Genomic DNA, 22,722 nt, shown 5'->3' on the forward strand with positions numbered 1-22,722 from the left:
CTTCTGCTGCTATCCCCTGATAACACTCACGTCTAACGGCGTTTGCCTCATCAGCGACCAGCAGCGGAATTGATTGGTTTCGCACGCTTTTGATTCGCAACTGTTCGATTTTCAAGGACCAGTTTTTTCTTGCCCGTTTGCCGAGCGAAGCTTATAATATCATGGCACCCCGCTATTGTCAACAGGCTTTTTTAGGTAATTTGTTAAAGTCACTTTGTTTTTGCTGTCACGCTTTGTATCGCTGTCCACGACACAAAGAGTATCTTAACACTAACCCTGCAACTTTGCAACCGGAAAGTTCCGGAAGTTTATCGCATTTATTCAGTGGACCCATATAGGATGGGTTTGGCAGGGGAGACAGGACTTGAACCCGCAGCCTACGGTTTTGGAGACCGCCGCTCTACCGATTGAGCTACTCCCCTATATATGGTGCGCCCGGCAAGAATCGAACTTGCGCACCTGGTTCCGGAGACCAGTGCTCTATCCACTGAGCTACGGGCGCTTCCTCACTGGCTTGGATCGCTTCAAGGAACAGGATTGCATCTTACCATGCCCATTGAAAAAAGTCAAATAGAAACAAACGGCAACGCCGTTCATTTCGTTTTTCATCGCAATCAGCCAAGGCGCGAACCTTAAACGCCAACCCTTACCGGCCCAGTTGTCTCACCTCGACCAGTTCCATCAGTTCCGCTACATCGTCGACCCGGCAGCCGCCGGTTTCCGTTGTCAGGGCTGAGGCGGCTGAAACGGCGACGGCAAACCTGACCATCGCTTCCGCCGCATAACCCCGGCGGAGGACCAAGGCGAAGGCGGCCACCATCGCATCGCCGCAACCGACCGTATTTACGGGCTGGATCGCCGGCGGTCTCGCCCAGAGAACGGTTGCGCCGCCGGATCTGCTGCTATGTTTGTCACGAAGACCGGCGCCCCAACCCAAGACGACACCGTCACTGCCTAATGAGATGGCCGCGCTCTCCGGCCCCAACGCCAGCAGTTCTCGGACTGCCCTCGCGGCTTCCCCAGCATCGCGAACCGGGCTGCCGAGTATTTGGCTCACCTCATTTCGGTTCGGCTTGATCAGCGTAGGCGCCGCCCCCATGCTGCGCATCAAAGCTTCGCCGCTCGTATCGAGAATCACCTTCTTTCCGGCCTCTTTGGCAATGGTGATTAAACGCTTGTAAATATCCACGTCAATGCTCTGGGGCAGGCTGCCTGACAAAGTGACGACGGTGCAGCGTTCGAGCAGTGTTTGGAATCGTTTAAGCAGGCGCTCGGTATCACCGGACATGACTGCCGGTCCCGGTTCTAGAACCTCCGTATGCACACCAGTCGTTTCATCGATGATATTAATGCAGGTCCGGCTTTCCTCATCGAGCCGAACAAAGTCATGGCGGACCTGCTGTTCGTCCAGTTTTGACTCAATATACCGCCCGGTAAAGCCACCCACGAATCCGGTTGCCAGGACCGGCTCACCCAGGGCATGGATGACGCGGGCCACGTTGAGCCCCTTGCCGCCCGCCGTGGCGATCACCTTTTTGACCCGCTTCACATCGCCGGCTTGAAAACATTCTACCCAGTAGGTCTTGTCGATGGCTGTGTTTAATGTGACGGTCAGGATCAAGAGGGCATCACTCCCCCATTTTTTTCTTACGGTGGATTACCTCGGCGAGATTTGGGCGCCAGCACCGTGTGATGTATGCCAAATCGCAGTGCGGGTGGATGGTTTCACCGGGATTCTTTCGCCACCTATTAAAACTTATTTGCACTAATTATCTCTATCTTCTTTATGGTAGTATTGCCGTAGTTTTCTGTCAAACTAATTATTATTCTATCCGTTATAAGTCTCAAAAGCCGTATCCCCAAAAAGAAAAGGCCGGAGAAAGTCCGGCCTACCCTTAATGGTGTTGCGCTGTGTTTGTGTAAAATCACTACCGCCATCAATTAGGGTTTTTCGTTTTCAACTTTTACCTCTATTGTGTATGTTGTCGATGCCGCTTCGATGGCGCCTGCAGCCCAGTGTTCTCCCGACACGTCAGACCAAGTGGTTTTGCTTAATCCGGTCAGCGGCTTCCTTCCAATTAGATTGTTCATGAGCACCACGATTTCCGCTCGCGTGACCGCCTGATCGGGTCTAAATAGTCCATCGGGATATCCATGAAGAATGTTGGCTGCTTCCATAGTAGCCACGGACTGTTCTGCCCAGTGCCCTTGTACATCGCTAAAGGAAATTCGCCCTTCATTGGACAATTTCTTCCATTTTGTCACCAGGGCCGACAGTTCGGCCCGCGTCACATACTGATCGGGCCGGAATGAGCCGTCGGGGTATCCTTGAATCAACCTCATCGACTGCAGCCTCTGTATCGCGCCAAAGGCCCAGTGTTCAGAAGGCACATCGGGGTATTTTATTACGATGATTTCTTCTGCACTCGCCAGTTGCCTGTCGATGATGACCGCCAGTTCTCCCCTGGTAATCGGTTTCTCCGGTTTGAACGTCCGGTCGGGGTAGCCGAACACGTACGGTTGAATCGTCTGTTTGACCGTGTGTTCTACCGGTTTTGTCGGTTCATCAGGTTTTTTTACAGGTGTGACTACCGTTCCGTCTCCATCGCTACCACCGCCGCCCCCGCCGCTCGGGACTTCGGCCCGGACAATGGTAAATACACTGAACTTGTCAATTTCAATGGTGATGCCGACGGGACGACCTTGGTTGTTATACTCGATAGTCCCCGTTTTTACTTCTTCCGTTCCATCGGTATGCTGGACCCATACCCTGAGTGAGGCTAGCTGCGATGCGGGCAAGTCGCTCGGCAAGGGGAAGGTGACCTTCGTTCTCCGGTTGCTTAAGTTGGTTTCAATGGTCATCGGCTTGCCAACCAATTGAATTTGATCGCCTGAAGCACCTGTGACCTGCATAACAGTCGCATTGTTCTTGGCCGCTTGTGTTTGCTGCGCTACTTGGGGCGCTTGTTTGATGGGAACAACGCGGAAGTACAAATCGATGCCATCGTTGGTCAACGTCTGAACGCTCTCCTGCGGGATTGTTACTTTTACATCGGGACTAGCGATCTGAAGTGTCATCTGGTTAGCGCCTAATCGGGTAATGGCATCTCTATGGACCTGTACATTAAATGCGTCGGCATCCCTGGCCTGAGCGTCGGAAGCGAGATCGATATGCACTTCCCTTCGGTTTTGCTGAAGTGCCTCCTGTACACTCTCAGCGGCTTTTTCCTCATTGAGCGCAACTGTGTCGACCTTTTTCGTTCCTTCCACCGTACGGTAGACGGCAACCTCTGCGGCTTTGACGCCATCTTCACCAGTCTTGACATCGACCGTGCGCTCCACTGGCGTCCCCGTAATCGCTTGGTCCAGGGGCTTCACAACCAGGAAAAATGTTTTCCGGACAGTTCTTACACCCAGATTGAGCGTTGCCGTCATCGTAACGGTGGCATCACCACTGCCAGAAGCCGGACGCTGAACGGTTCCGTTTGGGGATATGTAATTGAGATTGCTTGATGACCAGGAGATTTGAGCACCGTTGGAGCCCGTTGTCAGTAACGTAATGTTTCTGGTTACATTGTTCCATAAATCGGCCGGGTGGGTTGCATCGCCGGGCCAGAAGCCGATAGCGAGATCTCTTTTGGCAATTTCCAAAAAATCGGCTTCCGCTCGCGCAACCGTTACCGTATAGGTTTTTGAGTCATTTTGGGCCGAAACGACAACCCGGATGGTGTTGTTACCAACGGTCAATTGGATGGGTGAACTGGGCACGCCGCTTGCAACGCTGACGCCGTTCACTTTAATCGTCGCGTCCTGATGAGCGGCCGTCGGGGTGACGGTAACTTCCTGAACATTATTCGCCACAGACACATCATAGTCGATTACGCTTCTGCTAAAGACGGGCGATAACGTTCCATTACTTAGGCTTAATCCGCTTAAATCAACATTGTGGTTGACCACCTGAGTCACCGTAAAGGTCACTGCAGTCATGTTGTTCGCCGTCACTCTTACCGTCGCGCTATGGGTCCCTTGGGCTAGCCCGTCAACCGCCTTCACCGTGAAGGTCGCCGTCGGCTGCCCGTCGTCTAGCGTCGTCGCCGACAGCGTCCCGAGGGTAAAGTCGCCCGCGCCGGCTCCCTCCAACGCCACCGCCAGGTTGTTCAGCACTCCGGTCCCCGTCCGGCTGATCGTCACCGTTTTCGTCTGCTGCGTCCCGTTCAGGTAACCCACCGTCAACGGTTCCAGCGTTTGGGCTGCGATGGCGCTGATCATGTACGTCGGCGCTGCCGTGTAGCCGTCATCGACAGGGCCTGTCTTGCCCCACCGGGTGATCGTTGTGTCTGCGTCCTTCACTTCCACCACTTCCACGTACTGCCCGTCCGTGGCGGTGATCTCAAAGGCCGCCGTCCCGCTGGTGTTCTCCGTCCAGCCTGTCGCTGTGAAGGCTGTGCCCACGTTTGGCGCTGTCGGATCGGCGCTGACCACCTTGTAGTAAATCTTGTGGCTTGCCTGCGCCGCCGTGCTGATCGTCAGCATCACCTTGTTCTCTTGGGCCGTCGGCGTTTTGGCCGCCGCGCCGGCGCTCAGACCGCTGGCCGCAGTCGGCGCCGTGTAGCCGTCATCGACGGGGCCTGTCTTGCCCCACCGGGTGATCGTCGTGTCCGCATCCTTCACTTCCACCACTTCCACGTACTGCCCGTCCGTGGCGGTGATCTCGAAGGCAGACGTTCCGCTGGTGTTCTCCGTCCAGCCTGTCGCTGTGAAGGCAGTGCCCACGTTCGGCGCTGTCGGATCGGCGCTGACCACCTTGTAGTAGATCTTGTGGCTTGCCTGTGCAGCCGTGCTGATCGTCAGCATCACCTTGTTCTCTTGGGCCGTCGGCGTTTTGGCCGCCGCGCTGGCGCTCAGACCGCTGGCCGCAGTCGGCGCTGTGTAGCCGTCATCGACGGGGCCTGTCTTGCCCCACCGGGTGATCGTCGTGTCCGCATCCTTCACTTCCACCACTTCCACGTACTGCCCGTCCGTGGCGGTGATCTCGAAGGCAGACGTTCCGCTGGTGTTCTCCGTCCAGCCTGTCGCTGTGAAGGCTGTGCCCACGTTCGGCGCTGTCGGATCGGCGCTGACCACCTTGTAGTAGATCTTGTGGCTTGCCTGTGCAGCCGTGCTGATCGTCAGCATCACCTTGTTCTCTTGGGCCGTCGGCGTTTTGGCCGCCGCGCCGGCGCTCAGACCGCTGGCCGCAGTCGGCGCTGTGTAGCCGTCATCAACGGGGCCTGTCTTGCCCCACCGGGTGATCGTTGTGTCCGCATCCTTCACTTCCACCACTTCCACGTACTGCCCGTCCGTGGCGGTGATCTCGAAGGCAGACGTTCCGCTGGTGTTCTCCGTCCAGCCTGTCGCTGTGAAGGCTGTGCCCACGTTCGGCGCTGTCGGATCGGCGCTGACCACCTTGTAGTAGATCTTGTGGCTTGCCTGTGCAGCCGTGCTGATCGTCAGCATCACCTTGTTCTCTTGGGCCGTCGGCGTTTTGGCCGCCGCGCCGGCGCTCAGACCGCTGGCCGCAGTCGGCGCTGTGTAGCCGTCATCAACGGGGCCTGTCTTGCCCCACCGGGTGATCGTTGTGTCCGCATCCTTCACTTCCACCACTTCCACGTACTGCCCGTCCGTGGCGGTGATCTCGAAGGCAGACGTTCCGCTGGTGTTCTCCGTCCAGCCTGTCGCTGTGAAGGCTGTGCCCACGTTCGGCGCTGTCGGATCGGCGCTGACCACCTTGTAGTAGATCTTGTGGCTTGCCTGTGCAGCCGTGCTGATCGTCAGCATCACCTTGTTCTCTTGGGCCGTCGGCGTTTTGGCCGCCGCGCCGGCGCTCAGACCGCTGGCCGCAGTCGGCGCTGTGTAGCCGTCATCAACGGGGCCTGTCTTGCCCCACCGGGTGATCGTTGTGTCCGCATCCTTCACTTCCACCACTTCCACGTACTGCCCGTCCGTGGCGGTGATCTCGAAGGCCGCCGTTCCGCTGGTGTTCTGCGTCCAGCCTGTCGCTGAGAAGGCTATCCCCACGTTCGGCGCTGTCGGATCGGCGCTGACCACCTTGTAGTAGATCTTGTGGCTTGCCTGCGCAGCCGTGCTGATCGTCAGCATCACCTTGTTCTCTTGGGCCGTCGGCGTTTTGGCCGCCGCGCTGGCGCTCAGCCCGCTGGCCGCCACCGGCGCCGTGTAGCCGTCATCGACGGGGCCTGTCTTGCCCCACCGGGTGACCGTTGCGCCGTTGACTTCCACCACTTCAACGTAATGCCCGTCGGTGGCGGTGATCTCGAAGGCAGACGTCCCCGTCGAGTTCATCGTCCAGCCGGATGAGTTAAAAGCGGCGCCCGGGGCCAGCGCCGATGGATCCGAGCTTACCGTTCTGTAATAGATCGTGTGGCCCGTTTGCGCAGGCGTGCTGATCGTCAGCATCACCTTGTTCGCTTCGGCTGTCGGCGTTTTGGCGGCCGTGCTCGCCGCTAACGCGTCCGATGAGTTCGCATTCGGACGTACAGCAACGGCTCCGTCACCCGTTATTGTAAATGCAACGTCTCCCGTGATCGTTTTTGTAAAACTGCTTACTACCAAGACATACTTTTGGTTGGCGGTCAAGGTTACTCCGCTAATGGTCGACCAATATTGGTCAGCAGCCGAATCATCATTGCCATAAAGCAAGTTGGAAATCGGATTGGCAGGATCAAATGTGTCTTGATATAAAAACATGGTCGTGTCTTTTGCTGGAGTAGACCCGCTTTGCGGTAAAGTTGTAAGATTAGGGTTTACAGCGATCGTGTACGTACCAGTCACACTCGGCACCAAATCACGTGTGAAGTAACAATACTCATTTCCCATTAACCAGTCTGCGTCAACAGGATCTGTCCAGAGATAGTTATACCCGGTGGTACTACCTTCTAAATCATCGCCAGGTTTACAGAGTTTATCACTGTCCGTACCCCAAAAATCGTAGATTAACGCAGGCCGGTCGAATATATTAGCGCTAAGTAATTGCCCAGAAAAACTTGTTGTGACCCCATGGGCAACATTAGTTAAAGAATTGACAAAAAGCATTGGCGCAAAAACCAACAGAAGCGAGAGCAACACCGTGAACCCAAAACGCATCTTCTTTTTTAAGCCAGTACCGTTCACTTCTTCATCCCTCTTTCCCCCGCTTTATTCAGCAACTGCAGGAGCCCTTTGATCCGGTCCTCTATGTTCAAAAACAGAAGAATTCCGCAAGCACACGCACTCATCTGTTCTTTTTGTCTTCATGCTCACTCGTTTTTTCGATGTTCGACAAGTGAAATGCCGTTTTTCAAGCAAACTTCTCGAAATGCGTCAGTCAATGCGCGTAAGGTATCATGAAAAGCAATGTTTCGAAGACGACCGATACCTAAAAAGGATCTGAACCGCGTTCAGATCCTTTTTAGGTCGATTACAAAAACGGGCAATTCGCCGCGCTCTTTCAGCAAGACATCAATCTCGATCGGGCCAGAGGCCTTGGAGGCAGATGATGTATTTGACAACCTGGTACGGCGGCATATTGCTAAAAGATGCGGGGGCAGTCGCAGTGTTGGAGCCGGTGCTGCCGGTTACTTGATTGGCGGTAAAGTTGACTGTGCCACCATTCAAATTGGCCGACTTCGTCGAATCAAGGTTGTTCGCATACAATGACACAGCCGTTTTTCCAGCGGAGGCGGGTCCAAGATAGCCGTTATTAGGGGGCACAGCGGCTCCCGCAATCGTCGTGTCCGTCGAAGCCTGAATTTGCACACTGGCAGACCCTTGAATCGCGATCGTCGGATTTTGCGGCGTCGAGGTCAGGCTGTGCATATGGGCAGGCAGGTTGCTCATCTGAAGCGTGGTGGTTGTCGTCCCGGAATAGGCCCCCTGCTTGTAGCGGATGGGTTCGGTTGACAACTGACCATCGCCGATGGCGACTCGCCCGCACAGGTTCGGCAGATTGAAGTTATTCTTCCCGTCTCCGCCATATGTAGTGCCAATCACCGCAAACAAGGCTTGGTTTTGCGCGATGGGAAGCTGGCTCCCGTCACAAAGCGCCCAGCCCCGCGGGACCCATGCGCCTGCCCAAGGAAGAATCGTGCCGATGAAACATTCCATTTCTACCCTCTCCCTTTCTACTGTTTTTTCGCTGCGAGCTTACTAAGGCGACCGTCCCCATTCGGCGTTGCCGATTGGGAAAACACTCTCCCCCCCCTTTCAACTCGAAACTTCATCCACCCTACTCTTCATCTCGGCTATGGGGAGACCGGGAATCCCACTCCATTTCGACGCAAACCCCGCTGTCGTTGATCACCCGAAAGGCGAATCGCTCATAGAGCGAGCGGGCTGCGCCGTTAAACCACATCACGCGCAGCCGGAGCTTTTTCCCGGATTCAGCGGCGCTTTTTTGCACCGCCTCCAGCAGCCGGGTTCCAATGCCCCTGCTGCGGTATTCCGGCAGCAGGGCAATCGCAAGAATATGTATTGAAGTCTCTTCCTCACGGAGATACAATCTGCCGATCGGCTTGTCGTCGAGCAGAGCGATACGGCGGTCCGCACCGGCATTCCCTTGCTCTTCCGCGAAAAACTGCTGGGTGAGGATCTGGCCTTTGACCTCATCATCTGCGCCTATCCAATCCAAATCAGGGCGGCTGCTGACAAACAACTCGTAAAGAAAAGGTTCATCGTTTTTTTGAACAGGTCGCAGGAAGATGTTCACAGTTTCCCTTCTCCTGTTCCATGGAAAATATCAGACCTCTTGGGTAAGCTTCCAATCCTAATCGCACTAATGATGGAAAAATTATCTCAAGGCAAATATACCCTGCCTGCCAACTCTTTGTCAATTAATTAATCATTAGGTCTTGTTTAACTAGTATTTAACTTTGCTCATCTCCGTTATTACCACCTCTTTCATTGCAATTATCCTTACGGTGATTGCATAGGCGCGACGGTGAATGCGTCTTTACTACATAATCAAAAAGGGGTCTGAAAACTCGAGTTTCGTCAAGTTCAGACCCCTTTATCCATTCGCTTGTTCATGATATCGCCTGCGGTAAAATGCGCCGGCCTTACTTATCGGGGCGCACACGACTCGTCGCAGTGGCAGATGCCGGATCCTCCGGCCAGTAATGCTTGGGATAGCGCCCCTTCAAATCTTTTCGCACCGCAAAGTAGGCATCACGCCAGAAACTGGCCAGATCCTGGGTGACCTGCACCGGTCGATGCGCCGGCGAGAGCAGATGGATCGTCAGAGGCGCCCTGCCGCGGCAGATTCTCGGTGTTTTCGCCTGACCGAACATCTCTTGCAGCCGGACGGAGATCACCGGTGATTCCGGCGCGCGGTAATCGATGGGGATCCGTCGACCGCTGGGGACATCCATGTGCGTCGGCGCGCACTCGTCCAGTTCCCGTGCTTTCTCCCAGGGAAGACTCCCTCGCAGTATCGCCGTTAAGTCGAGCCGCTGCAGATCATCCCTGCTTTTAAGTCCATACAAGTGCGGGCCGAGCCATTCCTCCTGCTTCGCCAAGAGCGTAGCGTCGGATACATCCGGCCAACCGGGCTCCCAATAGGCCATGAACTGGAGCCGTTCCTGCAACTGTCGGGCAGCCTTCGTCCAGGGCAGGATTGCCAACCCTTCCTCACGGATCCCGGAAAGCAACGCCGCCCGTATCGCTTCGGGATCGGCGCCGGCGAAGGGACCCTCGCCTAAGACCAGCGCGCCCAGCCGTTCTCGCCGGCGCGCCCGCACAGCCTGGCCGGCTCGATCCCAGACAACCAGTTCCTCCTGCTCGATCTGGTCTTCAAAATGGCGCTCCAACTCCTCCAGTTCAACCGGGGCCGCCAGAAAGATGCGGCTCTCCGTCCCCTGATCATCCAGTTCCGCCGCCACCAGGTAAGGGGACTTGTTCAGCGGCTGGGACCCGGCAAATGCGGCGCCCCGCCCATTGCGCAAAAGAAATCGTCCGTCCGGTCGCCGCTGGCCAATCCTGTCGGGGAAAGCGAAAGCGAGCAAAAGTCCGCAGGCGTCCACATCGGCGCCAGCAGAAGCGCGGAATCGTTTCTCCACTGACGCGGTATGGCCGAACTCCCTTTTCAATGCGCTTGCCTCGGCAAGAATCCGCCGCCGCGCCGCTCTATCGACGGTAAAACCGAAAGCGCCCCCACAGGCGTCGCCGGTGTCCAGCGCGGCCAGCGCCTCCAGGCGCAGCCGTAGATCGGCCTCGGGCAACGTCCCATCGGCGCGAAAAAAGTCCCGTTCGCTCAAAATCGCCGCCAGATCGCAGGCAATTCCCCCAAGTCCCAACGGGATCGCCTGGAGGATCATGCGGGCCAATCGGGGGTGCAAACCCGCCTCCGCCATGCGCCGCCCTTGGGCGGTGATAGCGCCAGTGACGCCGAGCCCCCCGTCTGACGTAAGCGCGCCGAGTTGAACGAGAAGTTCCCACGCTTGCCCGAAGGCAGCCGTCGGCGGCGCATTGAGCCACCGCAGTTCCGCCGGATCGGCGATCCCCCAGGCGGCCAGTTCCAGCGCCAGGGGCGCCAGGTCTGCCTCCAGAATCTCCGGCGTGCCTCTCGGCGCAAGGCGCAGATCCTCTGCTTGCGTCCATAGGCGGTAACAGACCCCAGGCCCCAAACGTCCTGCTCGGCCCCGGCGCTGATCCGCCGACGCCCGCGAGACGGGAACCGTCTCCAGTCGCGTCATCCCCGTGCGCGGCGAAAAGCGCGAAACCCGCATGAGGCCGCTGTCGATCACAACCCGCACCCCTTCAACGGTGAGGCTCGTCTCAGCGATCGATGTGGCCAGTACGACCTTGCGAACCCCAGGCGGGCTCGGCGCGATAGCCCGGTCCTGGGCTTCGAGGGGCAGGCCGCCCTGTAGCGGGCAGAGACGCAGCGCTTCCGTTCCCAGCCCCATCTCGGTCAGCCGCATCTCCACCCGCCGGATTTCCTTCGCCCCCGGCAAAAAGACCAGGATGTCGCCCTCATCGTTCACCAAAGCCTCCCGGACCGTCTGCGCGACCCGCGACTCAATCGGTCCTTCGGCGCGCCGCTCCAGGTAACGCGTTTCTACCGGAAAAGGTCGGCCTTCACTGACAACAATGGGCGCATCACCCAGGAGAGCCGCCACTGGCTCTGCGTCCAGTGTGGCCGACATGACCAGGAGGCGCAGATCCTCCCGTAACAGCGCCTGCGACTGGAGGCAGAGCGCCAGCCCCAGATCGGCCGCCAGGCTCCGTTCGTGAAACTCGTCAAAGATGACCAGCCCCACGTCCTCCAAGGCCGGATCAGCCTGCAAGAGCCGAGTGAGCACCCCCTCGGTGACCACCTCGATGCGCGTCTTCGGTCCCACCCGCGTCTCCAGCCGGACCCGAAAACCCACCGTCTCCCCAACCGGTTCCCCGAGGCTGGCGGCCATGTGGCGGGCGGCGGAACGGGCGGCCAAGCGACGCGGCTCCAGCATGACGATGCGCTTTCCTGCCATCCAGGGTTCGTCAAGCAGCGCCAGCGGCGCCCGCGTCGTCTTGCCGGCGCCGGGCGGGGCCACCAGCACGGCGTTCGTCCGGGTGCGGAGGGCTTCCTTCAAAGCCGGCAGACTGGCCTCGATCGGCAATAACGTCATCGATAATCCCTTTCTTACCCCTGCGTCACTCGATAACTTCTTGCACGCGACCGACGATCCCATTCTCCAGCCGCACCTTGATCCCATGGGGGTGAACGGCGCTCTTCGTCAGAATGTCTTTTACGACACCCTCCGTCAGTTCCCCCGTCCGTTGATGCTGCTTCTGCACAATCTTCACCCGGCTGCCCGGCCGGATGTTCTTGCGTTCCCTGCCGTTCACAGGCGAATCCCCCTTCCACCGGCTTTCTTGATGCGGGAAGAAAACTGCCCAAGCAGTTCGTAGGCCTTCTCCGCTTCAGCAACCGCCCGCAGTCCGTACCCGCAGGCCGGGGTGAGGATCAACTGCCGCCGTATCGCATCGCCGGGGACACCCTTCCCCTCCATCGCTGCCATCTGCTCCGCCAGCTTTTGCAGCAGTCCTTCCACCGTGGCCGCCTCCAGCGCCTCCGGCTCCGTCGGCACAACTCCCCAGGCCAACAGGCCCCCGCGATCCAAAAAGCGCCTCACTGCTTCGGTGTGGCGAAGCATCCCCGCAAAGTGCCGGCAGGCGTCAAAACTGACGACGTGGGCGCCGCTGTCCAAGATCACCGACCAGTCCGTGTCGCCGCAGCAATGCAGCCCCGCCAGCGCGCCCGTCTGGCCGACCGCCTGGACCATCGTCCGGACAAACCGGCGGACCACGTCGTCGCTGCCATCAAAACCGGCCGTCTCTCCGGGAGCCATCGCGGGGTCACATCCAGGTTCGCGTCCCAAACCGACCAGTCCCGGCTCATCCACAAAGATCATCACCGGCCAGGGAAGCCGCCGCAGATCGCTCGCCATCCAGGACGCCTGCAGCGCCGCCGACGCGAGAACCAGTTCCCGCAGTTGCGGATCGTCCAGCAGGGATTGCCCGCGCTCATCGGTCACATACCGCGCCGTCGTCAGCGGCCCAGCCAACTGCGCCTTCACCCAGTTCACGTTCCCTGGCCAGGCCCGCTCCAACAGGTCCTGGCGAAATCGGAGGTAGGTCGGGCTCTTCTGCGCAAAGAGTGACTCGTCATTGCTGTACCACTCGATGGGCTCATCGACGCCGCATTCCCCGACGCCGCAGATCCGGGAAAACCGCGCCAACGCCTCGGCGAACCCGTCGGCGGAGCGATCAACGACGGGCCTTCCGTCAGGAAGACGCCGGATCAGCCCCGCGCGCTCCCAGGGGGCAAGCCCCTGTTCCAGCAGCAGATCTTCCTTACATACAACGGGAAGCTGCGGGCAGTGCGGCGCTTGGGGACACCCTGCCGCCACCAACGCCTTCGCCTCTTCATAACTGTCGACAGGCAAACTGCCCATAGCCGTCACGATCGGAAACAACAGCGAACACCATCCTTATAACCTTCATTCATTCACAAAACCTTCGTCCATCAGTAAACCCTTGGTCCGTTCAGCACACCCTTCGTCCGTTCATAAATCCCGTCATTCCAGTCATAGCCGGTCACAAACGGAGTCACCCTATATCCAGCATGCGTCATTGGAGGGTGAACCATTGGACAAATTCATCAGCCTCGGGATCAGCGACAGGATCATCGACGCCTTAAACGACATGGGCTTCGAGGAGCCCACCCCGATCCAGGAACAAACCATCCCGCCCGCCCTGGCCGGGGCCGATCTGATCGGCCAGGCCCAAACGGGCACGGGGAAAACGGCCGCCTTCGGCATCCCTCTCATCGAAAAAGTCAAAGATGAGCCGGAGCGTTTGCAGGCCGTCGTCCTGACGCCGACGCGCGAACTCTGCATCCAGGTCGCCGAAGAACTGAACCGGCTCGGCCACAAGGCCGGCGTCACAGCGCTTCCCATCTATGGCGGCCAGGACATGGTCCGCCAGATCCGGGCCTTGAAAAAAGGGCCGCCCATCATCGTCGCCACACCAGGCCGGCTGATGGACCACATGCGCCGCAAAACAGTGCGCCTCAGCGACATCGCCGCCGTCGTCCTCGATGAAGCCGACGAGATGCTGGACATGGGCTTCATGGAGGATATTGAGACCATCCTCAAGGACACGCCAGAGACGCGGCAGACCCTGCTCTTCTCGGCCACCATGCCCAAACCGATTCAATCCCTCGCCGAACGCTACCTCAAAAACCCGCAGGTCATCCGCACCCAAACAAAAGAGGTCACCGTCCCGCTCATCGAACAATCCTACATCGAACTGCATGAGCGGCAGAAGTTCGATGTGTTGAGCCGCCTGCTCGACATCCAGTCACCCGAACTGTCCATCATCTTCGGCCGCACCAAGCGGCGGGTCGACGAACTGACAGAGGCCTTGAAAAAACGGGGCTACCCGGCTGAAGGGATCCATGGCGATCTGACCCAGGGCAAACGGGAGAGCGTCCTGCGCCAGTTCCGCACCGGCGTCGTCGACATCCTCGTCGCCACCGGCGTCGCCGCCCGCGGCCTCGACATCAGCGGCGTCACTCACGTTTACAACTTCGACATTCCCCAGGATCCCGAGGGGTATGTGCACCGCATCGGCCGAACCGGCCGGGCGGGAAAAGCCGGGCTGGCCATCACCTTTGTCACCCCCCGCGAGATGGACCACCTGCGGACCATCGAGTCGGTGACCAAACGGAAGATGATCCGCATGTCCATCCCCACCGTCGGCGAGGCGGCCGCAGGCTTGCAGGGCATGGCCGTCGACAGACTGCTGCGGGTCGTCGAGGAGGGCCAGATCGACGCCTATAAAAGCCGCGCCGAGGAACTGCTCGACAGCGAGGATTCGGTGACACTGCTTGCCGCTGCCCTGAAGTTGCTGACGAAGACGACGAACGATGTGGAGATCAAGCTCACCCCGGAAGCGCCGCTCCGGGTCCGCAAAGCGTTCAAACAGCCCTTTCAGCATAAACAGGGCAAGGGCTTTCCGCGCCAGAGACAGCGCTTCGGCGGCGGCGATTTTCGAGGCAATCAAGTTCGCAGCGGGGAATCTCGTGGCGGCGAATTCCGCGGCGGCCAACGCAAACCTGCCGGCGGCGCTTTTGCCGCAGCAGGCGGCAAGGGCAAAGGGGGCGGCGGTCGCGTGACCGGCGCCGCCGGCACCATGACCGGGGGCGGGCGTTTCACCGGAGTAGGCGGCGGCCGCTTTGCCGGTGGTGGCGGGGGGCGCTTCGCTGGCGGCGGGAACCGCAGCCGTGGACCAAAGGGTTATGGGAAGCCGCAGCACACCCCGCCGACCCCGCCCACGCATTAAGGAAAACAAAAGCACAGGCGCGCGCAAGTCGGCTTCTGCATCGACCGCATTCACCACCGACCGCGTTCACTATCAACCGCTTTCGTCTCCGACCATTTTCATTATCAAGCCACGTCACCCACACCTACCGGACCGCCTCGTTCAGCACCCCGCAGAGGATCTCCAGCGCCCTCGGCAATTCCTCGTCGGCCAGGTTCGTCCAGCAGACGCGCAGGTGGTTGGACTCCGGCTCACCGGGGTAAAAGATGGAACCGGGCAAAAAATGAATCCCGCGCCGGTGCGCCTCCGGCAGCAGGCTGTCGGCATCCAAAAAAGGGGGCACGGTCAGCCACAGATGCATGCCCCCCTGGGGCCGCTGCCAGCGGATGGCCGGGCTCAGCCGCTGCGCCAGCGTGTCGCCGACCTGCCGGCTTCGCCGCAGCAGTATCCCGTTCAACCGGTCGATGTACCGGGGGAGCTTCGGATCCCGGAAAAAGGGAACCAGCGCCTTTTGCAACCACAAGGGGGAGCCCAGGTCGACGATCGACTTGGCCGCCAAAAGCCGCCGGTACAAGGTGCCATCGGCGGCCAGCACGCCAAGGCGAAGGCCGGGGAAGAGAAACTTGCTGAAACCCTTCAGATAAACGACCCGTCCGTCCGGGTCGAGAGCTTTTAAAGGCGGCGGTAGGCTGCCTTTCCCGGCCAGGGTCAACTCCCGGTGGGGCTCGTCTTCGAGAATCAGCGCCCCCGTCTCGACGGCAAACTCGATCAAGGCCCTGCGCCGTTTGAGCGACATGACGCTGCCCGTCGGGTTTTGATAGGTCGGGACCACATAGATGGCCTTGATCCGCATCCGCGTCGACAGTTCCTCCAAAATCTCCACCCGGATGCCCTCTTGGTCGACGGGCACGGGGACGATATGGGGATGGCTCAACCGGAAGGCGTCGATGGCGCCCGAAAAGGCCGGGACCTCCATGGCCAGCACATCCTCCGGCCCCAGAAAGGTCCGCGCAAAGAGATCGATCCCCTGTTGCGTGCCGTTGGTGATGATCAACTGGTGGGGCGATATGGGCAACCCCTGATGGCGCAGGTAATCGGCCACCACCTCCAAAAACTCTGGATCACCCTGAAAGGGAGCATAGCGCCCCAGCGATTGGGGCGCTTTTTTCAGCGCGCTCTCTATGGAGGCCTCCAGCAGAGGCAGGGGCAACAGAGAATGGTGGATCGAGGCCGTCGCCAAGTCAAGGATTTCCGGCGGCAAGCGGACGGCGCTCTGGCTCCAAAAGCTCGCCCGGGGAAGGTAATCGGCAACGGCCATCTGCCACCCGAAAGGATCCCCGGCAACGTCGACAGGCATCGAACGTTCCCGCACAAAAGTCCCCTTCCCCTGAACCGACTCGACGAGCCCCCGTTTTTCCAACAGCGCGTATGCCTCGACCGCCGTCATCAGGCTGACGCCGAGATCGCGGGCCAGTTGGCGGACCGAAGGCAGTTTCTCCCCTGGGCGCAATAACCCGGAACGGATGCGCTCCCCGATCCCCGCACAGATTTGTTCCCGTAGCGACGGCTCTTTGCTGCGATCCAGATCGACCTTCATCCGACGCGCCTCCAAGTGTTCTACTCATCCGTTGACTGTTATGGGATAACAGTGGTTTTATAGGGCTATCTTACCGAAGTGTTATCGAAACAGCAAGGGATGTGTGCAGCATGATCGGAGCCTACGCGTTGATGTGCGCCATTTTCGGCACGACCTTTCTCGCCATCAAAGTGGGACTGGAGGCCGGCGTCCAGCCCTTTTTCTTCGCCGGCACGCGCTTTTTCCTGGCCGGCCTGCTGGTCTACGGCTTTTTTCGCCTGATCGGCAGGGGAGAAGGACTGACCCGGCAACAGCTTGCCGATGCCGCCTTTGTCGGCGTCACCATGACCGGCTTTCTTTTCGGCGCCCTCTACTGGGGAGAACAGCATATCACATCCGGCCTCGCCGCCCTGCTGTCCGCCACTGCCCCGCTGAAGGTGAGCCTCGTCGAGCGATTTCAGCGAAAAAGCAAGGATGGCTTCACCCCGTTAAAACTCGCTGGCCTGTGCCTGGGTCTCACCGGTGTCGCCATCGCCGTCTATCCCTCCCTGCAAGGGGGAAGTTCGGGCACAATGGCCCTGCTCTCTGTCACCATCATCCTCCTGGCCCAGGCGACCTACGCCTTCGGCGCCGTCCGTTCCAAGCGCGCCCTCAGCGCCGGTGTAAACCCCTACCTCTTTAACGCGGCCCAGATGGTCGCCGGCGGCCTGTTGCTGCTCTTACTTTCATCCCTCTTCGAGACCGGCCAGATACAGCCCTGGAACGCAGAGATCCTCGGCGCCTGGGCCTACCTCACCGTCTTCGGCTCCATCGTCGGCCATGGAACCTATTACTGGCTCGTCCGGGCGACGAACCCCCTCTTTCCCTCCACCTGGACCTACATCTCACCGCTCATCGCCCAGTTCGTTGGCTTCTGGTGGGCCGGCGAAAGCCTGACCGCCTATACCTTCCTCGGTCTCGCTTCGGTGCTCTCCGGCGTGCTGATCGTCAACTGGAACATACTCAAATCACTGGTGTTGCCAGCGACTTCAGCGATATCAACGGCATCGGCGACAACGATCTCAGCAGCATCGACGGCATCGGTAGCATCGGCGGCGTCAACATCGTCAGAGGCATCGACACATCAGCGGTGAAAGAACCAAATAAAAAAGCCGCCGGTATCCCGGCAGCGTCCCCTTCATCTATATCATTCAAACAATACGAAGGCATGGATTACCTCGTTAGCACCTCTTTCTGCCCTGGTTATTCGTTTACCACGCGTCCCTGCATCCTCGGGAATGTTCCCAGAAAGGCTCTATTGGCCTGAGGACCGGTAAGGCCGATTTCATTGAGCGTAACCAGCACCGATGAGAGCATCCCCGCTTGCTGGCTTACCTCCCAGCAGATTTCTGCCATCGCGCTTCGAACAACGACCATGCTCTGCTGAGCTTCCCGAATGTTGGTCTGAACCTGGGGGATCTGTTGACTGAATCGTACGCTGCGTTCGCTCAACAAACGCATCCGCTCCGCGAGTTCCCCCCAATCCTTCGCTGGAGAGGCAGAAAAGCCGGTGGTACTCATTGCAACCCCCTTATGTCCAACCCTTGATGTTCCTTATAACAAAGTATAACGTAGCTTCGCCTTTCCACGTACACTTTGCGCAATTCAGATCACACTCTTAACATACATGCTTTCTTTCGGACATGCAATCTATGAATAACCTTTGAAGAAATAATGAAAAGTCCCCTGATGCGGAAGGATTCCTTCAAACCGATATGGAATAATTTTTATTCCAGGTTGTCTGGCATCCTTGATTTTTTTCGAACAGGTGATTTCATATGATCATCGATAAAAAAAGCGACTTCGACGTGGTCGATCTCTCCTTCGAGGAGATCGACAAGGGGTTCACACCGCGCCAGGCCATCGCCGAGGCCAAGCGCTGCCTCGACTGCGCCAAGCCCCATTGCCGCGCCGGTTGCCCCATTGAAAACGAGATCCCCCAGTTCATCAAAGCCCTGGCCAACGGCAACATCGGCGAGGCAAGCGCCATCATCGCCCGCCGCAGCAACCTCCCCGCCGTCTGCGGCCGCGTCTGCCCCCATGAGCAGCAGTGCGAGAGCCGCTGCGTCCTCAACAAAAAAGGCGAAGGGATCAAGATCGGCAAACTGGAGCGCTTCATCGCCGACTTTGACGCCGAGATGGAGATCACCCAGCCCGAAGCCTGCCCTGTCCAAAACAATGGCAAGGGCAAGGTGGCCGTCATCGGCGCCGGCCCCGCCGGCCTGACCGTCGCCGGCGACCTGGCCAAGCAGTGCTTCGACGTGACCGTCTTCGACGCCCAGGAAGAACCCGGCGGCGTCCTCATCTACGGCATCCCCGACTTCCGCCTGAACAAAGAGGTGGTGCGCCGGGAGATCCACAAGATGGAGCGCCTCGGCGTCACCTTCCGCAACAAGGTGCTCGTCGGCCAGGACATCACCATCGACCAGCTGCTCCATGAGGGCTATGATGCCGTCTTCATCGGCACCGGCACCGCATTGCCCAAACGGCTCGACATCCCCGGCAACGACCTGGCCGGTGTCGTGCAGGCCTCCTACTTCCTGCGCATCGTCGCCCTGGCCAACAGCGGCAAGATCAGCCCGCGTGAAATCCCCGTCTCCATCGGCGACAAGGTCTTCATCATCGGCGCCGGCAACGTGGCCATGGACGCCGCCCGGACCGCCCTGCGGCTCGGCGCCTCCGGCGTCACCGTCGTCCACCGCCGCGGCGAGTCGGAGATCACGGCGCTGCGCAGCGAGTTCGAGCACGCCAGCGCCGAAGGCGTCACCTTCCGCTGGATGTCCTCGCCGGCCCGTTTCCTTGGCGACGAAAAAGTGACCGCCATCGAACTGGAGTCGATGGCCATCAACGAGGCGAACCAACTCGTCGCAACAGGGGATCGGCAGACGCTGCCCGCCGACAAGATCATCCTCGCCATCGGCCAGCGCCCTGCCGCGCGGATCATCTCCACAGCCGGCGGCATCGAGGTCGACCCCAACGGTTACGTGATCACCCGGGAGCGCCCCTATGGCATGACCACCCGGCGGGGTGTCTTCGCCGGCGGCGACGTGGTCCACGAACCGGCCACCGTCGTCCTGGCCATGAAGGAAGCGAAAAAAGTGGCCGCCGGCATTGCCATGTACGTCGAAGCCAAGAAATTGATCGAAGAGTGCGGCATGTAACCCAAAAGAGCGCCTGCCTTCGCTATCCGTTCCAGATGAATAAGGCAAAACCCCTGTGTCCTTCCCCATTGGGAGGCGCAGGGGTTTTTCTGCTCATGCCGGAACAGCGCGCATTGTTCCACCGGGCTTTCACCGGGCATTCACCGGACATTCATTTGAACAACTACACTTCCATCCATTCTACAGGGTCACCTCGGGAGATTCCCAAATAACCTGCCCTGGAACGGTCGCTCCACCGCTTTCCGGCAAGGCAGCCCCTTTTCCCGACGACCCCGGCAGCCCCGGAAGCGACCGTCCCCCGGCAGGTTCCGAGGCCAGCAGATCGCGTTCTACGATGTACTTGGGGCGATCCTTCACTTCCCGGTAGATCCGGCCCATGTACTCGCCATTCAGCCCGATGCCCAGCAGGTTCACACCCCCGACAAACCAGATGGAAAACATCAGAAAGGACCCATCGGGAACGGGTTGCCCGATCAACCCCTGAGCCGCCAGATACAATCCCGCCGACAGGCTGACAACCAGCATCATCATCCCCAGAAAGGTAACCACCCGGATCGGCTTGACGCTGAAGGACGTGATCCCGTCAAAGGCGAAGGCCAGCATCTTTTTCAGCGGGTACTTCGATGTGCCCGCAAACCGTTCCATCCGATCATAATAGACACAGGTCGAGGGAAAACCGATCAGCGGGATGATCCCGCGCAAGAACAGGTTCGCCTCCCGAAAATCTTCAAGGTGTTTCAGCACCCGTCTGCTGAGCAGCCGGTAGTCGGCATGATCATAGACAATATCGACACCCATCCGCCGCATCAATCGATAAAATCCTTGGGCCGACTGCCGCTTGAAAAAGCTGTCCTTCTCCCGTTTGCGCCGGACGCCGTACACCACATCATAGCCTTCGTGATATTTTTTTACAAAGGCTTCTATCGCGCTGACATCATCCTGCAGGTCGGCGTCAATGGACACGACACAGTCCGAACAACATCCGGCTCGGTGCAAACCGGCCAGCAATGCATACTGATGCCCTACGTTCCGGGCAAGCTTCAGTCCCTTGACACTTGGCTCAGTGGCATGCAAGTTCTCGATCAGTTCCCATGTCCGATCGCTGCTGCCGTCATCGACGAACAGGACCATGCTCTGCGGCGAAATGAGCCGGTTGCCTACAAGCCCCTCCAACACACCGATTAGACGCCTCGCCGTTTCCGGCAAAACCGCCTCTTCATTATAACAAGGCGCCACGATGGATAAGACAGGGCGATCATCTTCACCCTTATCCCCGGTGGTAGCCACCACGTTCATCCCCTACCGTCACAACACTCGTCAGACCCATTTGAGTCATCCTTATCCGAGTCAGACACTTCCTGATCAGTATTTCCATTTCCGCTAGTTCCAACAACCTTTACCCGGAGAAAGAAGGCGCCCTGGTTACCGCTCACCATCCGGGGCGGCGATCAGGTAATCGCTGTTCTCCGCCACCACATGCAATCGCTCCTTGAAGACCAGACGCCGGTTGTCTTCGTTGTTTCCCAACACGAGCAAGCCCCTTCTCTCCCTCAGGTATTCCTCAACCGTTATCGTCCGGGCTCGCCAGTCCCCATAGAGTTCTGCCGCCAACAGATGCGACTGCCGCCATGGGCCTAGCTGCGTCATCGGCCCGCCCCGGTATTCTGTTCGCGACCCCAGGTCTTTCAGCAGCGCCTGAAAATGATCGGCCTCCGCCTCCGGATGTTGGATATGCCTCAAAATCGCCTGTTCATAGGGAATCGCTGAAAACAGGAACAGCGCGACGATGACGGAGGACAATACCACTCTCCAAACTACCGCTGCGCTCTCGCCATGGCCGTGCAAGAAAGGCGTCTTGACGTCGCTATATTCCCGTAAAACAGAGGCCGTAATGGCGCCGATGATGACGGCGAAGGCCGGATAGATGGGTAGGATATACCACTCAATCTTCGTCTTCGCCAGGCTGAACAGAAAAAAGGGAACAACCAGCCACAGGAACAGTCCGAGGGCGGTATCGCGCTGCTCGATCAGTACAGGCCGCTTCTTCCGCAACACGAGAAAAACGACACCGCCGGCAGCCAAGAGGAGAAGCCAGCGATAATACCACATCTGTAAGATATGAAAATAAAACCAGCCATCGCCCACATGCCCCTCCAGCGGGGTGGACGTTCGCGCCAGGAGATCGAAGGAGACCATCTCCGTAAAAAACGTGGGTCCGTCGACAGCCAGACGGGCGGACGCCCACAAAAGAATCGACCCGGCTGCGCAAAAAAGGTATCCTCCGGCCTCCTTATACCGCAACCGGAACAACATCCCCGTCAGCAGCAGGTACATACCTGAGATGACAGCAATGCTGATGGCGTGCCAACTCTTGGTCAAAAAAGCCAACGAAAAGGCAAACCCCGAAAGATAGAGCCAGCGCCGGTGCTTGTTCGACAGCAACAACGCCAGGATCGACAGGGTGAAAAAGAAGACGAAGAGCGAGTCCGCATCGGCCCGCCGGGCGCTGTGCCAGAGGATGTACTGCGGCGTCGTGACAAGCGCCGTCATCGAAAGCAGCGACGCCAGATTCCCATACTGCCTGCGGACAAACCAGCCGACCGCCAGGATGGTCAACAAAGCGGCAACCGCCGACCCCAGCCTCATCCCCCAGGGATTGAAACCGGCCACCGCGTAGCCGGCAGCGATGGCCCAGAAACTGATGGGCGGTTTCAGGTTCCAGTAGTCCTGTTCAAAATTGTAGGTGTTGACGATGTAATTGCCGCTTCGGATCATCTCATAGGCGCTGACACCATGGCGAGCCTCGTCCCAATCACAAATAGAGAAACTGCCCAGATGATAAAAGAGATTGATCAGCGCCACCAGCAACAAGAGCACCCAAGAGAACCAATAATGCCGTTCCGCCAAATCGGCACGCCGATCGGCAGCGTGATTGAGAAGATTGCCAACAAGGTTTTCAAGGGTTTTGCCAAACGAGCGAATCAACCGGCGAAACCATCCTTCCCGTACCCGGCCCAAATCCTCCCATAGAATATCCACTTTACAAGCAAAAAAGCCCTCGCCCACCGCGTTTGCGCGCCGGGACGCGGAAAGGAAAAACAAACA

General features: G+C 58.8%; 14 protein-coding genes and 2 tRNA genes. 3 read left to right on the forward strand and 13 right to left on the reverse strand.

Annotated features, from left to right (window positions below):
- Window positions 1-346: 346 nt before the first annotated feature.
- The 9 genes from GTO91_RS07465 to GTO91_RS07505 form a co-directional block, all read right to left on the reverse strand.
- Window positions 347-422, reverse strand: a tRNA-Trp gene (locus tag GTO91_RS07465).
- 5 nt (window positions 423-427) lie between these two features.
- Window positions 428-502: transfer RNA gene (locus GTO91_RS07470), tRNA-Arg, on the reverse strand.
- A 144-nt stretch (window positions 503-646) separates the two neighbouring features.
- Entirely contained in the window at window positions 647-1,621 is a 975-nt protein-coding gene (gene pfkB, locus GTO91_RS07475; protein ID WP_161257228.1) for a 1-phosphofructokinase, read from the reverse strand.
- A gap of 320 nt (window positions 1,622-1,941) precedes the next feature.
- A complete protein-coding gene (locus tag GTO91_RS07480; protein ID WP_161257231.1) occupies window positions 1,942-6,633 on the reverse strand; it encodes an S-layer homology domain-containing protein in 4,692 nt (1,563 codons plus the stop codon).
- Window positions 6,634-7,494: 861 nt separating this feature from the next.
- Window positions 7,495-8,139, reverse strand: a complete 645-nt coding sequence (locus GTO91_RS07485) for a phage tail protein (RefSeq protein ID WP_161257234.1) — start codon at window positions 8,137-8,139, stop codon at window positions 7,495-7,497.
- A gap of 121 nt (window positions 8,140-8,260) precedes the next feature.
- Entirely contained in the window at window positions 8,261-8,740 is a 480-nt protein-coding gene (locus GTO91_RS18080) for a GNAT family N-acetyltransferase (protein ID WP_161257237.1), read from the reverse strand.
- Between the two features lie 349 nt (window positions 8,741-9,089).
- Window positions 9,090-11,642 (reverse strand): ATP-dependent helicase HrpB, encoded by a 2,553-nt coding sequence (gene hrpB / locus GTO91_RS07495; protein WP_161257241.1) that lies wholly within the window; start codon window positions 11,640-11,642, stop codon window positions 9,090-9,092.
- A gap of 25 nt (window positions 11,643-11,667) precedes the next feature.
- The gene (locus GTO91_RS07500; protein WP_161257245.1) at window positions 11,668-11,862 is read right to left on the reverse strand and encodes a YwbE family protein; all 195 of its coding nucleotides are present in this window, start codon (window positions 11,860-11,862) and stop codon (window positions 11,668-11,670) included.
- Window positions 11,859-12,992: a uroporphyrinogen decarboxylase/cobalamine-independent methonine synthase family protein gene (locus tag GTO91_RS07505; protein WP_161257249.1), complete on the reverse strand. Its 1,134-nt coding sequence runs from the start codon at window positions 12,990-12,992 to the stop codon at window positions 11,859-11,861. The genes GTO91_RS07500 and GTO91_RS07505 overlap by 4 nt, the downstream gene beginning before the upstream one ends.
- 172 nt (window positions 12,993-13,164) lie before the next feature.
- Here GTO91_RS07505 and GTO91_RS07510 point away from each other — a divergent pair, with 172 nt between their 5' ends.
- Window positions 13,165-14,862 (forward strand): DEAD/DEAH box helicase, encoded by a 1,698-nt coding sequence (locus GTO91_RS07510; RefSeq protein WP_328793753.1) that lies wholly within the window; start codon window positions 13,165-13,167, stop codon window positions 14,860-14,862.
- Between the two features lie 124 nt (window positions 14,863-14,986).
- Here the strand turns inward: GTO91_RS07510 and pdxR are convergent, their stop codons facing one another.
- Window positions 14,987-16,438, reverse strand: coding sequence for a MocR-like pyridoxine biosynthesis transcription factor PdxR (pdxR, locus tag GTO91_RS07515; RefSeq protein ID WP_161257250.1), 1,452 nt, complete (start codon window positions 16,436-16,438; stop codon window positions 14,987-14,989).
- Window positions 16,439-16,548: 110 nt separating this feature from the next.
- On the opposite strand from pdxR, the gene GTO91_RS07520 reads away from it, so the two are divergent.
- Complete coding sequence (locus GTO91_RS07520; protein ID WP_161257251.1) at window positions 16,549-17,550, forward strand: EamA family transporter; 1,002 nt, start codon at window positions 16,549-16,551, stop codon at window positions 17,548-17,550.
- A 109-nt stretch (window positions 17,551-17,659) separates the two neighbouring features.
- Here GTO91_RS07520 and GTO91_RS07525 read toward each other — a convergent pair whose 3' ends face one another.
- Window positions 17,660-17,977: a hypothetical protein gene (locus GTO91_RS07525; protein WP_161257252.1), complete on the reverse strand. Its 318-nt coding sequence runs from the start codon at window positions 17,975-17,977 to the stop codon at window positions 17,660-17,662.
- Between the two features lie 257 nt (window positions 17,978-18,234).
- On the opposite strand from GTO91_RS07525, the gene GTO91_RS07530 reads away from it, so the two are divergent.
- Entirely contained in the window at window positions 18,235-19,617 is a 1,383-nt protein-coding gene (locus GTO91_RS07530; RefSeq protein WP_161257253.1) for an NAD(P)-dependent oxidoreductase, read from the forward strand.
- Window positions 19,618-19,797: 180 nt separating this feature from the next.
- Here GTO91_RS07530 and GTO91_RS07535 read toward each other — a convergent pair whose 3' ends face one another.
- Window positions 19,798-20,904, reverse strand: coding sequence for a glycosyltransferase family 2 protein (locus tag GTO91_RS07535; RefSeq protein WP_328793754.1), 1,107 nt, complete (start codon window positions 20,902-20,904; stop codon window positions 19,798-19,800).
- Window positions 20,905-21,039: 135 nt separating this feature from the next.
- Entirely contained in the window at window positions 21,040-22,602 is a 1,563-nt protein-coding gene (locus GTO91_RS07540) for an ArnT family glycosyltransferase (RefSeq protein WP_161257255.1), read from the reverse strand.
- Window positions 22,603-22,722: the final 120 nt, after the last annotated feature.

This window comes from Heliomicrobium undosum, assembly GCF_009877425.1.
In the GTDB taxonomy this organism is placed as follows: Bacteria; Bacillota; Desulfitobacteriia; order Heliobacteriales; family Heliobacteriaceae; genus Heliomicrobium; species Heliomicrobium undosum.